This window comes from Acinetobacter sp. COS3 (assembly GCF_000475335.1).
Taxonomy (GTDB): Bacteria; Pseudomonadota; Gammaproteobacteria; order Pseudomonadales; family Moraxellaceae; genus Acinetobacter; species Acinetobacter venetianus.
Genome location: NZ_AXCD01000005.1, coordinates 79,413 through 94,263, shown reverse-complemented (window position 1 = coordinate 94,263; position 14,851 = coordinate 79,413). Strand labels below are relative to the sequence as shown.

The window sequence follows — 14,851 nt, the reverse complement described above, 5'->3', positions numbered from 1 at the left end:
ATAAATTTGCATCATTTTAGTTCATCACGTATTTTTTGTATGCAGTGTTGTATACAAGATTGGATTTTCATCCAAAAATTATAGTTAATATTAATATAAAACAATAATTTAAATTGTTGGCATAGAAATTGAATAACTCCATTCAGTAAAGATCAAAATATCAATGGGTGGAGAAAAAAGATGCAAAATAAATTCATGTCAATGTCTGTGTTAATGGCAGCGATGATGGGGGTAGGCTTGGTCGGTTGTTCTAAGCCAGCGGAAAAAACAGAACAAACAAAAACAGAATCCACAGCGACACCAGCAGCTGATGGTGACACGATTAAAGTGGGTATTCTTCATTCACTTTCAGGCACGATGGCAATTTCTGAGACATCACTTAAAGATACTGCCCTCATGACCATCAATGAAATTAATGCCAATGGTGGGGTATTAGGCAAAAAATTAGAACCTGTTGTTGTTGATCCTGCATCTGATTGGCCTTTGTTTGCTGAGAAAGCACGTCAGTTAATTACTCAAGATAAAGTGGCTGTAATTTTCGGTTGTTGGACTTCAGTTTCTCGTAAATCTGTTTTACCTGTTGTCGAAGAACTCAATGGGTTGCTGTTCTATCCAGTGCAATATGAAGGTCAGGAACAATCTAAAAATATTTTTTATACAGGTGCTGCGCCGAACCAACAAGCGATTCCAGCTGTTGAATATTTAATGAGTGACGAAGGTGGTAAGGCTGAGCGCTTTGTATTACTCGGTACGGACTACGTTTATCCGCGTACCACCAACAAGATTTTACGTGCTTTCTTGAAGTCTAAAGGCGTTGCCGATGCAGACATCATGGAAGAATACACACCATTTGGTCATAGCAACTATCAAACCATTGTTTCAAATATCAAAAAATTCTCTGCGGGTAAAAAGACTGCGGTGATTTCAACCATCAATGGTGATTCAAACGTTCCTTTCTATCGCGAGTTGGGTAACCAAGGCATTAAAGCATCAGATATTCCAGTGATGGCATTCTCTGTCGGCGAAGAAGAGCTACGTGGTATTGATACTAAACCGTTAGTCGGTCATTTAGCATCATGGAACTATTTCATGTCAGTTAAAAATCCGAAAAATACGGATTTTGTGAATAAATTTAAGCAATACGCAGTCGAATATAAATTGCCAAACGCAGACAAAGTTGTGACCAACGATCCAATGGAAGCGACTTATGTCGGAATTAATATGTGGAAACAAGCGGTTGAAAAAGCAGGCACAACCGATGTTGATAAAGTTCGTGATGCAATGGCTGGTCAAACCTTCGCAGCACCATCTGGCTATACCTTAAAAATGGATGAGAGCAATCACCATTTACACAAGCCAGTGATGATTGGGCAAATCCGAGCAGATGGACAATTTGATGTGGTGTATAAAACCCCTGAGACCATCAAAGCAGAGCCTTGGAGTCCTTACATCCCTAAATAATTTCTTTCAAACCTGCTGTTTTAAGCAGCAGGTTTCTTTATTTTTATTTTCCGCTTCAATCATTTCAAAAATACAGTAAATAAGGGGAGTCATATGGCGAAACAATATGTTTTGGCGCTGCTCTGTGTCATGGCGCAAGTGATTTTTAGCCCTGTATGGGCAGAGCAAGCCACATCGACGATAACACCAACAACAGTGACGCCTACAGCTTCTCAAGATGCAATTCAAACCTTTGTTCAAGCAGATTTTGCAACACGCCGAGCGATGTTGAATCAATGGCCTGCAAGTATTGAGGAGCTTGATCTATTGGTTGCTTATATTGATCAAAATCAGCTCTATACTGATAGCGCAGGACATACTTATATTCTGCAAGATGATGAAAAATTATTAAGCTACCCACAACAACAAGTCATTGAAAATTGGCCTGCGGACTTATCACAAGTGACGCTGGTCAATACTTTACGCAAAGCTTTAAATTTCGGACAAGCTAAAGTTAAGCTCAATTCAAATGACGCATCGCAACGTTTAGCAGCGGTTGATATTTTAGAAAATAATTTGGATGAGCTAGATATTGCAACGGTAAAACAACTTTATCTGAATGAGAAAAATGATCAGGTCAAAGCACGTTTGGCGCAATTGAAAGCGCGTTTAGATTTTAACAGTACCGATGAGTTCACCAAGATTGAAGCAGTTAAAGTTCTTTCAGATTCTAATCGTCCTGATGTGTTGGCATTGATCGAACAGAGCTTAGCTCAACCCCAAAGTAATGCTGTATTAAAAACAGCTTTAGTCGATGCGCAAAAGAAAATTAAAACACGTATTCAAATGAGTGAATGGTCTGGGCATGTATTTTCAGGTTTAAGTACTGCAAGTATTTTACTTCTAGCGGCGTTGGGACTTGCGATTACTTATGGTTTGCTTGGTGTCATCAATATGGCGCATGGTGAGCTGATCATGATCGGCGCGTATACCACTTATGTAGTGCAAAGCTTCTTTAAAACCCATTTTGCTGGCTTAGTCGATTGGTATTTATTGGCTGCGATTCCTGCTGCATTTTTAGTGAGTGCTTTAATTGGTATGTTGATTGAACGCACTGTGATCCGTCCGCTTTATGGTCGGCAACTCGAAACATTATTGGCAACTTTCGGGGTCAGTCTGATCCTCATGCAAGCGGTACGCATGATTTTTGGTGCTCAGAATGTTGAAGTTTCCAATGTGGCATGGCTCAGTGGCGGGATTGCCGTTACTCCAAGTTTAATGCTGCCATATAACCGTATTGCCATTATTGGCTTTACTATTGCGGTGTTGCTGTTGTTGCTGTTCTTACTCAATAAAACCCGTTTCGGATTATTTGTCCGTGCAGTGACGCAAAACCGTCAAATGGCGCGTGCGGTGGGGATTCGTTCAGCGCGTATCGACATGATGGCATTTGGTTTGGGTTCTGGTTTAGCAGGTCTTGCTGGTTGTGCTTTAGCTCAAGTGGGCAATGTCGGGCCTGACTTGGGGCAAAACTACATTATTGATGCCTTCCTTGTTGTTGTGGTGGGTGGTGTCGGTCAAGTTTGGGGTGCAGTACTTGCTGCGTTAGGTCTTGGGATCAGTGGTACGGTCTTGGAGATCGGTCTAGGTGCTGTTCTTGCAAAAATTATTCTCTTGGTTCTTGTGATTTTGTTTATCCAAAAGCGTCCACAAGGTTTGTTTGCCATCAAAGGTCGTTTCGTGGAGTAAGCCAATGAAAATCACTTCTCTCTTTGCAGATAAACCGTATAGCGCCATAGCGATTGCAATTTGTTTTGCAGTGTTGATGGCACTACCGTGGTTACATTTACTTTCTCCAGATTCTGCATTTTATTTGTCTGCTTACTGGATCACCTTGATTGGCAAAATCATGTGCTTGGCCTTAGTCGCATTGGCATTGGATTTGGTTTGGGGTTATGCAGGCATTTTGAGCTTAGGGCATGGTTTGTATTTCGCTCTAGGTGGTTATGCGTTTGGCATGTACTTAATGCGTGAATCGGCAGGTGATGGCTTGCCTGATTTCATGCGCTTTTTGAGCTGGACAGAATTGCCTTGGTATTGGATCGGAACAGAGCATTTTTTATGGGCCTTGGCTTTAGTCGTACTGGTTCCAGGCTTAATTGCTTTTATCTTTGGCTTCTTTGCTTTCCGCTCAAAAATTAAAGGCGTGTATTTCTCAATTATTACCCAAGCCATGACCTTTGCGGCAGCGTTATTGTTCTTCCGTAATGAAACAGGCTTTGGTGGCAATAATGGTTTTACTGGTTTTAAAACGATTTTAGGTTTTGACATCACCTCAGCACCGATGCGTGCCAGCTTATGTTTTATGACTGCTTTGGTTCTGATGTTGTGTTTTATTGGTTTACGTCAATTGATGAATCGCCCTTATGGTCGTGTGCTTGGCGCGATTCGAGATAGTGAAAATCGTTTGCAATATCTGGGTTATCGCACGCTTTGGTACAAGCTGTCTGCATGGGTGCTTTCTGCGGTGATTGCAGGCATTGCAGGGGCGCTGTATGTCCCGCAGGCAGGCATTATCAATCCAAGTGAAATGAATCCTGTGAATTCGATTGAAATGGCAGTTTGGGTGGCAGCAGGTGGTCGTGGCACATTGATTGGACCAATCTTAGGTGCTGGTTTGATTAATGCAGTGAAAACTTATTTTACCGTGGCAGCACCAGAAGCATGGTTACTCATCCTTGGCGGATTGTTCATTGTGGTGACTTTATTCTTACCAAAAGGTGTGATTGGTTTATTTGACCGTTTTAAAAAGGAGAGCAATTAAATGAGTGATTTATTAACAAACTCTGCTCAACATGGCGGTCAACTCGGTGAGGGCTATGGTCGTGCTAAACCTCAAGGCGCTGACTTTAGTCATGGTATCGCACTTTATTTAGAAAAAGTCAGTGTTTGGTTTGATTCGTTTCGTGCCTTGAATGATTTATCGCTGTATATCGCAGAGGGTGAATTACGCTGCATCATTGGCCCAAATGGTGCAGGCAAAACTACCTTAATGGACGTGATCACAGGCAAAACTCGTCCGACGACAGGCACGGCCTTTTTTGGGCAGAATTATGATCTTGCCAAAATGAGTACTGAACAGATTGCGGAAGCAGGAATCGGTCGTAAATTTCAAAAACCAACGGTATTTGAAAATTTCACGGTGATGGAGAATTTACTTCTCGCAGCGCCGCGAGACAAAAGAGTGAAGAAAAGCTTTTTTAGTCGTTTAGATCCAGAAGCGCAGTTGGCATTAGATGAGAGTTTGCAGCAAATTCGTCTGCAAGAATTCATTCATAAACCCGCAGGCTTATTGTCACATGGTCAAAAACAATGGTTGGAAATCGGTATGTTGTTGATGCAACGTCCGAAACTGATTTTGTTAGATGAACCCGTCGCTGGCATGACCGATGCAGAGACAGAGCGTACTGCTGAACTCTGTTTAGAATTAAAAAAGAATCATACCTTGGTGGTGGTGGAGCACGATATGAGCTTTATCGACACCATTAGTGAAAAAGTCACAGTCTTGGCACAAGGTGCAATTTTGGCAGAAGGCACATTGGCAGAGGTTCAAGCCAATGAAGATGTAATTGAAAAATATTTAGGACGATAGGAGACTGCCATGTTAGAAGTTAAACAAGTCAACCAGTTTTATGGTGGCAGTCATATTCTTCGTGATGTGTCTTTGTCAGCCCCAGTCGGTGAATGTAGCGTTGTGCTTGGACGTAACGGGGTGGGAAAAACCACATTGCTCAAGTGCTTGATGGGAATTCTGCCGATTAAGTCGGGTGAAATATTATTGGATGGTAAAGACATCGCAAAAATGACACCTGAGCAACGTGTTCGAGCGGGTTTAGCTTATGTCCCCCAAGGTCGTGATATTTTTTCGACATTAACCGTTGAGGAAAATATTTTAATTGGTATGGCTAAATTTTCAGGGGCTAAAACACGTAAAGTTCCAAGCCATTTATATGAGATTTTTCCTGTTCTTGATGAAATGAAACATCGCCGTGGTGGTGATTTATCGGGTGGTCAGCAACAACAACTTGCGATTGCGAGGGCTTTGGCATCAGAACCTCGTGTGTTGATTTTGGATGAACCCACAGAGGGTATTCAGCCATCCATCATTAAAGATATTGGTCGAGTGATTCGTAAACTCGCCGATCAAGGGGAAATGGCAATTATTTTGGTTGAGCAATTTTATGATTTTGCCGAAGAGCTCGCGGATGCCTATATGGTAATGGCGCGTGGGCAAGTCGTTGCTCATGGGAGAGGTGAGGAAATGCCTGAAAAAGGGATTCGGGAGTTGGTGGCGATTTAATATTCTTCAACTAATGATTTTTTAGCTGTTTTCTAAGTCATGTGCCTGAGTGATATATTTTACTTTTGAAAGATCAAAAGTAACAAAAATCTTTTGTTCGACTGACGGTACGTCCTTGTAACCGCAGGCGAACAAGGCGACATCCATGTCGCCTGTCACAATAGTGAATGGTGGGTAAATACAATTTAGAAAATTAAATGGTTGGTACTAGATTTATTTGCTTTCAACCTTATAAAACGTGCCACCAGCATAAACATTGTGTCCAAAGCCACAGGTTGAATCACCATTATTTTGTTCAACCTCGATTTTTTGACCATTTTGTAGGTCATTTAAAAACTGTAGTTTGATGGTGCAATCTTCATAACGATAGCTGGCTTGCTTTGATGTAACAGGCATGTTGGTGTCAAATTGTCCCATATTGGGACCATAAATTAGACCTCTAAGCCCAAAGTAATAACCATCAAAATCGATTTCATATTTATTTTGCTTTTTACTCACCTTGATGTAGTCCCATTGCCCAAAACCATTGGCTCGGACATAAGTACCTTGTAAGTCTTTGGTGATCTGAGGTTTTGGGAGCTGTTTTAAGTTGTATTGACTGGTTTTCGAGTCTTTATCTCTTAGAAACCAAACTCTGGCCCATTGTGGTTTTCCAAGTTTGGCATAGCTTAAACCGACATTATTATTGGCGATTTCTATATCACGATCATTGACTTGGATACCACTTTCATCTGCATTTAATTTACAGAAATGTGCCCACGCTGCTTGGTCTTCAAATTGCTTTACTGCCTTAGCATACTGCTTTTGATCGTAGAACTTCTTACCTTGCTGGGCGTATTGTTTTACTTTGGCACAACCTTGCTGTAACTCTTCTGTAAAAGAAGATTCAGCAAAACTGCTTGCGGAAATAATGGCAGTGATGGCGATTAAACTGAGCTGAGATATTTTAATCATTTTCAATATTTTTAAAGTTGCTTTGGCAATAGTTTATCCAATGATGATGGATTTGCGCTGTGATGAAATTGTTAGTTGCTGAGCTGTAGTTGCATCCAAACTAAGTCTCGCCAAGTTCCCTTTTTTTGTCCAACTTGGGGCATATAACCCGTTTGTACAAAACCAAGCTGTTCGTGTAGCACAATTGAACCCATATTTTCACTATCAATTGCGGCAACCATGATATGCATCTGTTGCTGTTTTGCCAGATGAACCAATTGTTGCATGAGCGCTTTTCCCATTCCTTTTCGGGCATAATTTTGATCGATAAACACAGAGTGTTCAATTGTTTGACGATAGCCCGAAATATTCCGAAAACTTGCATAATAGGCATAGCCTGCAATTTTTTTGAGCTTTAAATCTTCAACCACAATCATTGGAAATTGTTGTTCTTGTAAGGTTAGAAAACGTTGTCGGTAGTCTACAAAGGAAACCGCTTGATCGTTCCAGTTCGCTGTTCCATTTAAAATCTCTGCATTATATATCGCGAGAATTTGTTCGAGATCATGCAAGTTAGCAAAACGAATTTGATAATCTGATGAGAGTGTTGTTGGAGCAAGTGAAAGCAGAGCTGACATGGGTGAGACCATCAAAGCAGATTAAAAATATAGATTAAATCATATTTCAATACGAGAAATATCAAGTGATTCCAATATGATGGATACAAACAAAAACAGCAAGGAATCCCTTGCTGTTTTTTCATTCTAATTGGCTTAGAAATGATATTTGATCAAAGCACTGACGTTGTTTTCGTCACGGTTTTTAAGACCAAATTTGTTATTCCAAACAGAATGTTCAATACCTAAATATAAACGAGTGTCTGGTGAAATGTGTTTACCGACATTCCACTTATATTGTGTTGTCCAGTTGAGTTCGCTCGCGTGATCTTTCTCACCCGTAGACCAGTCAAGGAAACCATCAACCAAGAAATCTTCGTTAGATACTTTGAATGGCAATGCATATGCGATCGTCATTTGATAGTCATCAGCAGTTTTTTCGTTGTTTGCACGATAGAAATTTACATTCGCATATTGGAAATATGGAATTGCAAGATCGAAACCTACGCCGTATAAGAAGTTATCAAAACTAGAGAAATCATCATTGTTGCTTTCCCAAGTTGTTGAGATTAAAACATCTTTCACTGGACCAAAAGCAAGTTTTTGACCTGAAATTTCGCCTAGGCTTAAACGTGGAGAAAGTTCGAAATAAGTGCTTTTATGATCGTCGCTACCACGCATGCGATCCATAAAAAAGAATACATCGGCATATTTAACTTTTGCCGCATATTCAACAGTCAAAGTTGTTTGTTTTTCATCAACAACTTCGTAATTTTCACCATATAAACCAGTTAAGCTGAAATCCTGCCAAATTGGTTTCGCCTGAGCGAAAGCTGCTGTAGATACCAATAGACATGTAGCCGCAAGTTGCTTCAATTGCATTTAAAAAATCTCCCCCACAAAAGGCGTGTAAAGCATACAAGTTATGAAGCAAAAATAAAGCCAAATTTGACCAAATGCTCAAAAGAATTGTATACGACAAAAATCAACTTAAAAGACAAGGCTTGAGCGCTGACATTTTAATCATATTTCGATGAAAATCTGCAAAATCAGCTTGCATATTTATAAGGAAAGACAGATATTGGAATGAGAGAAGATCTTCTAAATGACTGAAACGCAACAGATGTGAAGCAAGGAGACGACAAGCATTTACATAATCAAAATATACAACTGCACTGAATGAATGCATGCTCAAAGTGTGCTGAATAAATAAAGTTTCGTAGAACCGTCTCACAGAAAAGAGAGGAAGATATTTATGAATATTGAAATCCGTACAGATAAAAACATTCAAGGTAGCGAACGTTTAATTAGTTATGTCCGTGCAGAACTTACGCAAGAATTTCAACGCTATAGCGAGCGTATTACACATTTTTCGGTTCATATTAGTGATGAGAATGGGGAGAAAACGGGCGATCATGACAAACGCTGTATGATCGAAGCTCGTCCAGCTGGAATGAAGCCAATTGCTGTGACTCATAAAGCAGCCAATATTGATGCATCTATTCATGGTGCAATCGATAAGCTGAAACGTAGTTTGGAACATTTATATGAGAAAAAAGACCATCATCGTGGTGGTTTACCAGAATATGTCGATGTTGAGGTCGATGACGAAGCGTAAATGTCGGTAAAGACATAAAAAAAGCCCTTAGCTGGGCTTTTTTTATGTGTGTATCAAATTTATACATGATTTTTGGGTCGTTTTATAAAAACCTGTCAGGATATTCGGCATAATAGAACCATTAAAAATATTGAGAGAATTGGTCATGTTAAGTAACCAACAGCAGACCTTGGTGCAAGCCATACAACAACTCGACTTAAACCAAGTGCAATCTTTGCTTGCTGAAGGACTCGACCCAAATTTTATTGATCCTGAACAAGGTCCTCCTGTCTCAATGATTTGTGATGGTTTATTTGCTTGGTGGGAAAAGATTTGCGAAGCATATGAAGCTGGTGAACCACTCAGTGAGACAGAAAAACAACAAGAACTCCAAGTCTATTTAGATATTTTAGATGCACTGATTAAAGCAAAAGCAAACCTGCATTTATGGGATGCCGAAGAGTTTTATGGCCCACTTTGGGATGCAGCAAGTTCAGCATGTGTACCAGTTGTACAACGTTTGTTGGATGAAAAAGTTGATCCAAATACCCGCGATGAAGAGGGCTTAACTATTTTATCGTCTATTAGTCAGCTATTCTTTGATTGTGAATTTGATGAAATTGATTGGTCAGAGTCATTAAAAGAAGAGCGCGAAACGCTAGAGTTGCTCCGTCAAAATGGTGCGAAAATGTCAAAAGAGCTAACGGCATAAGCTTAGCCAACAGAATGAAACAGGGGATAATGATGAAAAAAATTCAGACATTGGGCGTCGTAGCCGTATCAATGATGGCAAGCACAGCTTTTGCGGCAGACTTTTCTTTTGACCGTCCAGGTTCAGGGATCAGCACGGGCATTACACCTGTAGGTCAACTCGCTTGGGAGCAAGGTCTACCATCTGCGAGTTACCAAGAAGATACGATTGATGGTGAGAAAACCAAAACAGTTACTTTAAATGGCGATATGTTGCTGCGTACAGGTCTTGCGGATGGGCTTGAGTTACAACTTGGTTGGCAGGGTCCAGTTTGGCAGCAATATAAACGTGCGGGTAAAACTAAAGAAACGAATGGTTTAGGTGATGTAAGTGTTGGTTTAAAAAAGGCAATTGATTTAAAAGATGATCGTTTAACGATGGCTTTGTTGGCTGAAGCAATTATTGCGACAGGGAACGATGAATTTACAGCGCATGATGACATTTATAGCTTAACGTCTGCGGTTGCTTATAAGTTTAGCGATCTCATCGGAACATCAATTACCATGCGTTACGAAGCACAAAATAGTGATTGGGCTGTAACCGCAATTCCAACGATTGATTATAAAATTGCAGGTAAATTATCAGGTTATTCTGAATTTGTTTACCGTAAAGCTGAAAGTCAAGACTATGAATATGGCTTAGGTACAGGCCTTGTTTACGCGATTAATGACCGTGCACAGTTAGATGCAAGTGTTGGTGTCGATTTAAATGGTGATGCACGCAGCTACAACGGTGGCTTAGGCGTATCTGTTTTATTTTAATGAAAAAATGCTCTGAGTTATTCCTGTTTCTATGATTTTTGAAGCACTGAAATGAGGTCTCGGAGCACATCAGAGAGAAAATAATGAAAATGTGTGTTCAGGGTGAACGCAGTTCCCAATGGATAAGTTATTTTATTGGAACGTTGCTATTACTCTGCGGGTCTTTGACCTATGCGCAAGACAATTCAGCAACCTTACTAAGCCCTGAAGATGCATTTACATTTTCAGTTGAATCGACCAAGACCAATCAAGCGCGTTTACATTGGACGATTCAGCCGAACTATTATTTATATCAGCACAAATTTGAAGTACAGCAAGGCAATCAAGCGGTTGCACTTAATTTTCCAAAAGCTGTTGATCAATATGATGAAAACTATGGTCATAGCCAAGTTTATTATCAACAAGTCGAATTTGATATTCCCACTCAAGCATCACAACACTATCGTGTCACATGGCAGGGCTGTGCCAAAGATCGTATTTGTTATCCTCCGCAAAATATTGAATTTCAAACTGATGTAGATGGTTTGGTCAGTGTACAAAATACCAATCCAAATGCACAAAAACGATTTTTGGATCTCGCACGATCGTCCAATGCTTTAGACACTCAAACCACTTCGTTAGAAACAACTGAACAAGCACCGAATGTAACCTCATCTGAGCAAGTCGATGGTGCGGTTATGGCTCAAGACCAAAAATGGTCAAGCCGTCTGGAACAACACTCTTTGGCTTATAGCCTATTATTATTTCTTGGCTTAGGCATATTGCTGGCTTTTACCCCATGTTCATTGCCGATGCTGCCAATTCTCACGTCGTTGCTTGTTCGTGAGCATAGAGGCGTTCGCGCTTGGTCGATTGCACTTACTTTTGTGGTGAGTATGGCGCTGGTTTACGCTGTTTTAGGTATGATCGCATCAGCAGCAGGTTTGAATTTTCAGCGTTGGTTACAGCAACCCGCAACCCTCATTGCTTTTAGCTTATTGTTTGTGGTGTTTGCACTAAATTTGTTTGGTTTGTTTGAAATCAAATTACCGCAAAAATGGGTCAATCGACTGGATCAAATGCAGTCAGCACAACAGGGTGGTACCTTGGTGGGCGCAGGCATCATGGGGATGATTTCGGCGCTATTGGTCGGACCCTGTATGACCGCACCTTTGGCAGGTGTACTGCTCTTTATTTCCCAAACTCAAAATCAATGGCAGGGAGCTTTACTGCTTTTTGCACTGGGTTTTGGAATGGGGATTCCTTTGCTGTTGGCAAGTGTGCTTGGCTCTCGTGTGTTGCCAAAAGCAGGCGATTGGATGAACCAAATCAAGATCATTTTTGCCTTTTTGATGTTGGCGCTCAGTCTCTATTTCATTCGTCCAATCCTGCCAGAATTAGCGATCCAAATTTTGAGTCTGATTTTAGGCCTCGCCTTTATTATTTATGCGGTTTATCGCTTATTTGGTCAAAAAAACAAACTACAATGGCTGTATGTTGTATTGCTGGTTTTAGTAATTCCAGCGCTCGCATTCAATCAATATCAACATTACCAAAATCTGAGTTCGGTACAAGCAGACAAGTTAGCCGAATGGCATGTTGCCAACAGTGCTGATCAATTTAATCAAATTCTTGCTTCAGCACCGACTGATCGTATGATTGTGATTGATGTTTATGCAGATTGGTGTGTGGCATGTCAGCCGATTGAGCATCGTATTTTAAAAGATGCAGAAGTCCAAAACGCGCTTGCGCCGTATTATCTGATTAAGCTTGATCTGAGCCACTATGATGCATCACATCAAGCTTTATTGAGTCAGTGGGATATTCTAGGACCACCTACTTATTTGTTCTTGGATCAGCAACATAAAGAAATACGTACTTTACGTTTAACAGGTGCATTTCAGAAATCTGAATTACTGCAACAGCTTGCACAATTAAAAGAGAAATCATCATGAGTTATCAGCTATTTATAGGAAATAAAAACTACTCAACATGGTCGATGCGTCCGTGGATTTTATTGACACAAGCCAATATTGCATTTGAAGAACATTTAATTCGCTTTGATAGCTTTGAGCCAGACAGTGAATTCAAAACGGAAATTTTTAAGCTTAATCCAACAGGTAAAGTGCCCGCTTTGGTTGATGGTGACATAGTAGTTTGGGATAGTCTGTCGATTTGTGAATATGTCGCAGAACAAAATCCTGAAAAAGCATTATTACCAACAGACCAAAAATTACGTGCAAGAGCGCGGACAATTAGCGCTGAAATGCACAGCAGCTTCCAAAACCTACGTAATTTCTGTCCGATGAATGTCGAAGCTGATTTGGCGCATATTGGACAACAATTGTGGAATGAGAATGCTGAATTACGCGCAGAAGTTGCACGAATCGACCAAATTTGGTCTGAACGTCCAAGTGAAGATAGCTTCTTGTGTGGTGATTTTAGTATTGCCGATGCATTTTATGCACCAGTGGTCATGCGTTTCGTGTGCTATCAGCTACCGATTTCTCAGTCGAGCCAAATGTATATGCAAAAAATATTAGCGCTTGCATCAGTGCAACAATGGATTGACGAAGCCAAACAAGAGCAAATGTACGTACCTTTTGACGAACCGTATCGTCAGAATCGTGAGGAATATCTACAAAAATAGATAAAATTACATAAAGGTTCAGGTCTATATTTAAAAACTAAAATACTATTATGGTTTAAAAATAAGCCAATAATAGGAGAGGTTACGCGATGTTTTTTAAGATATTTAAAGAAATATGGCGTGCTTCTAATTTATTTTATAAAAATGAAAGGCAACATTTAATTTTTTTGAGTATTTTGGTTGCACTAACAAGTTTAGTGAGTGCAATTCTGCCTTATTTTATAAAATTGATTATTGATAATACCCACCAGAATCAGAATATAAGTTTTATTTATCTTTTAGTGATTTCTTATTGTTTTGCATGGTTACTTTCACAAGTGTTGGAGTGGGTTAAGAATGCTTTAGCAGGACTGATTACAGCAAAACAAGAAACTTCTATTTTAATTACAGGATTAAGTAACTATTTAAGAATAGAAAAGACACAGCAAGATAAGATTGATATCGGTATTTTTAATGCAGAGGCAGTCCGTGCAAGCAAAGCATTTTCCATGATTATCTTTGCAATATTGTTGGTTTTTGTGCCTGTTATTCTTCAGTTATTTTTTATAAGTTATATCTTATTCTTAAATATTGGCTTTGCTTTTTCTGTTGGATTTATTAGTGCAGCGGTATTACTTTTCTTTATTTCAAACTTTATTAATCGTAAAAGTAAAGCTTACTATGAACCGTTATATTCGATTGGAAACACCTTACAGGGACGGTTTCTAGAAAAGGCTAATCATGCTTATGAAATTAAAGTGAATAATGCTGTTGATTTTGAGGTTGCTCATTTTGAAAAGAGCGTAAAAAGATTTGTTGACCAAAGTTTTTATAGCCACTCACGAATTGCGGCATTAATGGTGTTGCAAATTGGTTTTATTTTCTTATTTTTATTAGGTTTTCTCTTGCTTTCAACCAAATTATTTTCAATAGGAGCAATTACCACTGGAGACATGGTCATGATTAGCTCTTATATCATGATGCTCACAACGCCTTCTCTAATGATTTCTCAGCAAATTAATTTGCTCGCTGGAAATATGGTGGCGATTGAAAAATTTTATCACTATTTCAAATTGGATAAGGATCAATTGAATGATCAACGCTTCGCAGAAGCAGAGAAAGAAAGATTATTTTATTTTGATCAAGCCATCTTGCAAATTGGCGGAAAACCAACCCAAGCAATCAATCTCAAATTCTATAAGCATAAAATGTACGCTGTGGTTGGCAGAACGGGTACGGGTAAATCAACTTTAATTCACTATTTACTAGGCGCTTATAAGCCGCTCAATGGGAAACTATTTTATAAAGATCTTGATGTTACTGGTGGTTATTCAAATAAAATTTTTGATGAAGTTGCTTTTGTTGGTCAGAGTGCAACAATTACAAGTGGCTCTCTTAGAGAGAACTTAATTTATAACTCCACCCATCAATATACAGATCAAAAGCTGATTGAATTAATACGTTACTTTGATTTGGAAAACATTTTAATTGATCACAAACTATCGCTTGATAGCGAGATTGATGAATGTATAAAGAGTTTCTCTGGTGGGGAAAAACAACGCTTGAATATCCTACGGGCATTTTTAAAAAAGCCTAAGCTCATGATATTGGATGAACCAACCTCAGCTCTAGATACTAAAACTGCGATGAAGATTTTAAATTTTCTCCATGATCAAATAGAGACCCTTATCGTGATTACACACTTCAAAGGGTGTATTGACTTAGCTGATGAGGTCGTTAATGTTGAGAAACTGTTTAAAATTGAGTCATCATAACTTGGTTTA

Annotated in this window: 14 protein-coding genes; 11 read left to right on the top strand and 3 right to left on the bottom strand. The window is 39.5% G+C overall.

Going from position 1 to position 14,851, the window contains the following annotated elements:
* Positions 1–180 precede the first annotated feature (180 nt).
* From urtA to urtE, 5 genes are all read left to right on the top strand, one after another.
* Positions 181–1,461: an urea ABC transporter substrate-binding protein gene (urtA, locus tag IO68_RS20105; protein WP_004878113.1), complete on the top strand. Its 1,281-nt coding sequence runs from the start codon at positions 181–183 to the stop codon at positions 1,459–1,461.
* A 93-nt stretch (positions 1,462–1,554) separates the two neighbouring features.
* On the top strand, positions 1,555–3,189 hold the full coding sequence (urtB, locus tag IO68_RS20100) for an urea ABC transporter permease subunit UrtB (protein ID WP_023012706.1): 1,635 nt from the start codon (positions 1,555–1,557) through the stop codon (positions 3,187–3,189).
* A gap of 4 nt (positions 3,190–3,193) precedes the next feature.
* Positions 3,194–4,264 (top strand): urea ABC transporter permease subunit UrtC, encoded by a 1,071-nt coding sequence (urtC, locus tag IO68_RS20095; protein ID WP_023012705.1) that lies wholly within the window; start codon positions 3,194–3,196, stop codon positions 4,262–4,264.
* The gene (gene urtD, locus IO68_RS20090; protein WP_007481413.1) at positions 4,265–5,092 is read left to right on the top strand and encodes an urea ABC transporter ATP-binding protein UrtD; all 828 of its coding nucleotides are present in this window, start codon (positions 4,265–4,267) and stop codon (positions 5,090–5,092) included.
* Between the two features lie 9 nt (positions 5,093–5,101).
* Entirely contained in the window at positions 5,102–5,800 is a 699-nt protein-coding gene (urtE, locus tag IO68_RS20085; RefSeq protein WP_023012704.1) for an urea ABC transporter ATP-binding subunit UrtE, read from the top strand.
* A gap of 213 nt (positions 5,801–6,013) precedes the next feature.
* Here urtE and IO68_RS20080 read toward each other — a convergent pair whose 3' ends face one another.
* The 3 genes from IO68_RS20080 to IO68_RS20070 all read right to left on the bottom strand — a co-directional run bounded on the left by IO68_RS20080 (position 6,014) and on the right by IO68_RS20070 (position 8,232).
* A complete protein-coding gene (locus IO68_RS20080) occupies positions 6,014–6,754 on the bottom strand; it encodes a hypothetical protein (protein WP_023012703.1) in 741 nt (246 codons plus the stop codon).
* Positions 6,755–6,825: 71 nt separating this feature from the next.
* Entirely contained in the window at positions 6,826–7,371 is a 546-nt protein-coding gene (locus IO68_RS20075) for a GNAT family N-acetyltransferase (RefSeq protein WP_023012702.1), read from the bottom strand.
* Positions 7,372–7,506: 135 nt separating this feature from the next.
* Positions 7,507–8,232 (bottom strand): outer membrane protein OmpK, encoded by a 726-nt coding sequence (locus IO68_RS20070; protein WP_019385643.1) that lies wholly within the window; start codon positions 8,230–8,232, stop codon positions 7,507–7,509.
* A 373-nt stretch (positions 8,233–8,605) separates the two neighbouring features.
* Here IO68_RS20070 and IO68_RS20060 point away from each other — a divergent pair, with 373 nt between their 5' ends.
* From IO68_RS20060 to IO68_RS20035, 6 genes are all read left to right on the top strand, one after another.
* Positions 8,606–8,968 carry an HPF/RaiA family ribosome-associated protein gene (locus IO68_RS20060; protein WP_004878101.1) on the top strand — a complete coding sequence of 121 codons (363 nt, stop codon included), beginning with the start codon at positions 8,606–8,608 and terminating at the stop codon, positions 8,966–8,968.
* Positions 8,969–9,113: 145 nt separating this feature from the next.
* A complete protein-coding gene (locus IO68_RS20055; protein WP_004878099.1) occupies positions 9,114–9,659 on the top strand; it encodes an ankyrin repeat domain-containing protein in 546 nt (181 codons plus the stop codon).
* Positions 9,660–9,691: 32 nt separating this feature from the next.
* Positions 9,692–10,459: a transporter gene (locus IO68_RS20050; RefSeq protein ID WP_023012700.1), complete on the top strand. Its 768-nt coding sequence runs from the start codon at positions 9,692–9,694 to the stop codon at positions 10,457–10,459.
* An 83-nt stretch (positions 10,460–10,542) separates the two neighbouring features.
* The gene (gene dsbD, locus IO68_RS20045; protein WP_023012699.1) at positions 10,543–12,393 is read left to right on the top strand and encodes a protein-disulfide reductase DsbD; all 1,851 of its coding nucleotides are present in this window, start codon (positions 10,543–10,545) and stop codon (positions 12,391–12,393) included.
* Entirely contained in the window at positions 12,390–13,088 is a 699-nt protein-coding gene (locus IO68_RS20040; protein WP_023012698.1) for a glutathione S-transferase family protein, read from the top strand. The genes dsbD and IO68_RS20040 overlap by 4 nt, the downstream gene beginning before the upstream one ends.
* 89 nt (positions 13,089–13,177) lie before the next feature.
* Positions 13,178–14,842 (top strand): ATP-binding cassette domain-containing protein, encoded by a 1,665-nt coding sequence (locus IO68_RS20035; RefSeq protein WP_023012697.1) that lies wholly within the window; start codon positions 13,178–13,180, stop codon positions 14,840–14,842.
* Positions 14,843–14,851: the final 9 nt, after the last annotated feature.

Excerpts from the sequence above, each read along its gene's own strand:
- urtA (WP_004878113.1), top strand. The coding sequence starts at position 181 with ATGCAAAATAAATTCATGTCAATGTCTGTGTTAATGGCAGCGATGATG.
- urtB (WP_023012706.1), top strand. The coding sequence starts at position 1,555 with ATGGCGAAACAATATGTTTTGGCGCTGCTCTGTGTCATGGCGCAAGTG.
- urtC (WP_023012705.1), top strand. The coding sequence starts at position 3,194 with ATGAAAATCACTTCTCTCTTTGCAGATAAACCGTATAGCGCCATAGCG.
- urtD (WP_007481413.1), top strand. The coding sequence starts at position 4,265 with ATGAGTGATTTATTAACAAACTCTGCTCAACATGGCGGTCAACTCGGT.
- urtE (WP_023012704.1), top strand. The coding sequence starts at position 5,102 with ATGTTAGAAGTTAAACAAGTCAACCAGTTTTATGGTGGCAGTCATATT.
- IO68_RS20080 (WP_023012703.1), bottom strand. The coding sequence starts at position 6,754 with ATGATTAAAATATCTCAGCTCAGTTTAATCGCCATCACTGCCATTATT.
- IO68_RS20075 (WP_023012702.1), bottom strand. The coding sequence starts at position 7,371 with ATGTCAGCTCTGCTTTCACTTGCTCCAACAACACTCTCATCAGATTAT.
- IO68_RS20070 (WP_019385643.1), bottom strand. The coding sequence starts at position 8,232 with ATGCAATTGAAGCAACTTGCGGCTACATGTCTATTGGTATCTACAGCA.
- IO68_RS20060 (WP_004878101.1), top strand. The coding sequence starts at position 8,606 with ATGAATATTGAAATCCGTACAGATAAAAACATTCAAGGTAGCGAACGT.
- IO68_RS20055 (WP_004878099.1), top strand. The coding sequence starts at position 9,114 with ATGTTAAGTAACCAACAGCAGACCTTGGTGCAAGCCATACAACAACTC.
- IO68_RS20050 (WP_023012700.1), top strand. The coding sequence starts at position 9,692 with ATGAAAAAAATTCAGACATTGGGCGTCGTAGCCGTATCAATGATGGCA.
- dsbD (WP_023012699.1), top strand. The coding sequence starts at position 10,543 with ATGAAAATGTGTGTTCAGGGTGAACGCAGTTCCCAATGGATAAGTTAT.
- IO68_RS20040 (WP_023012698.1), top strand. The coding sequence starts at position 12,390 with ATGAGTTATCAGCTATTTATAGGAAATAAAAACTACTCAACATGGTCG.
- IO68_RS20035 (WP_023012697.1), top strand. The coding sequence starts at position 13,178 with ATGTTTTTTAAGATATTTAAAGAAATATGGCGTGCTTCTAATTTATTT.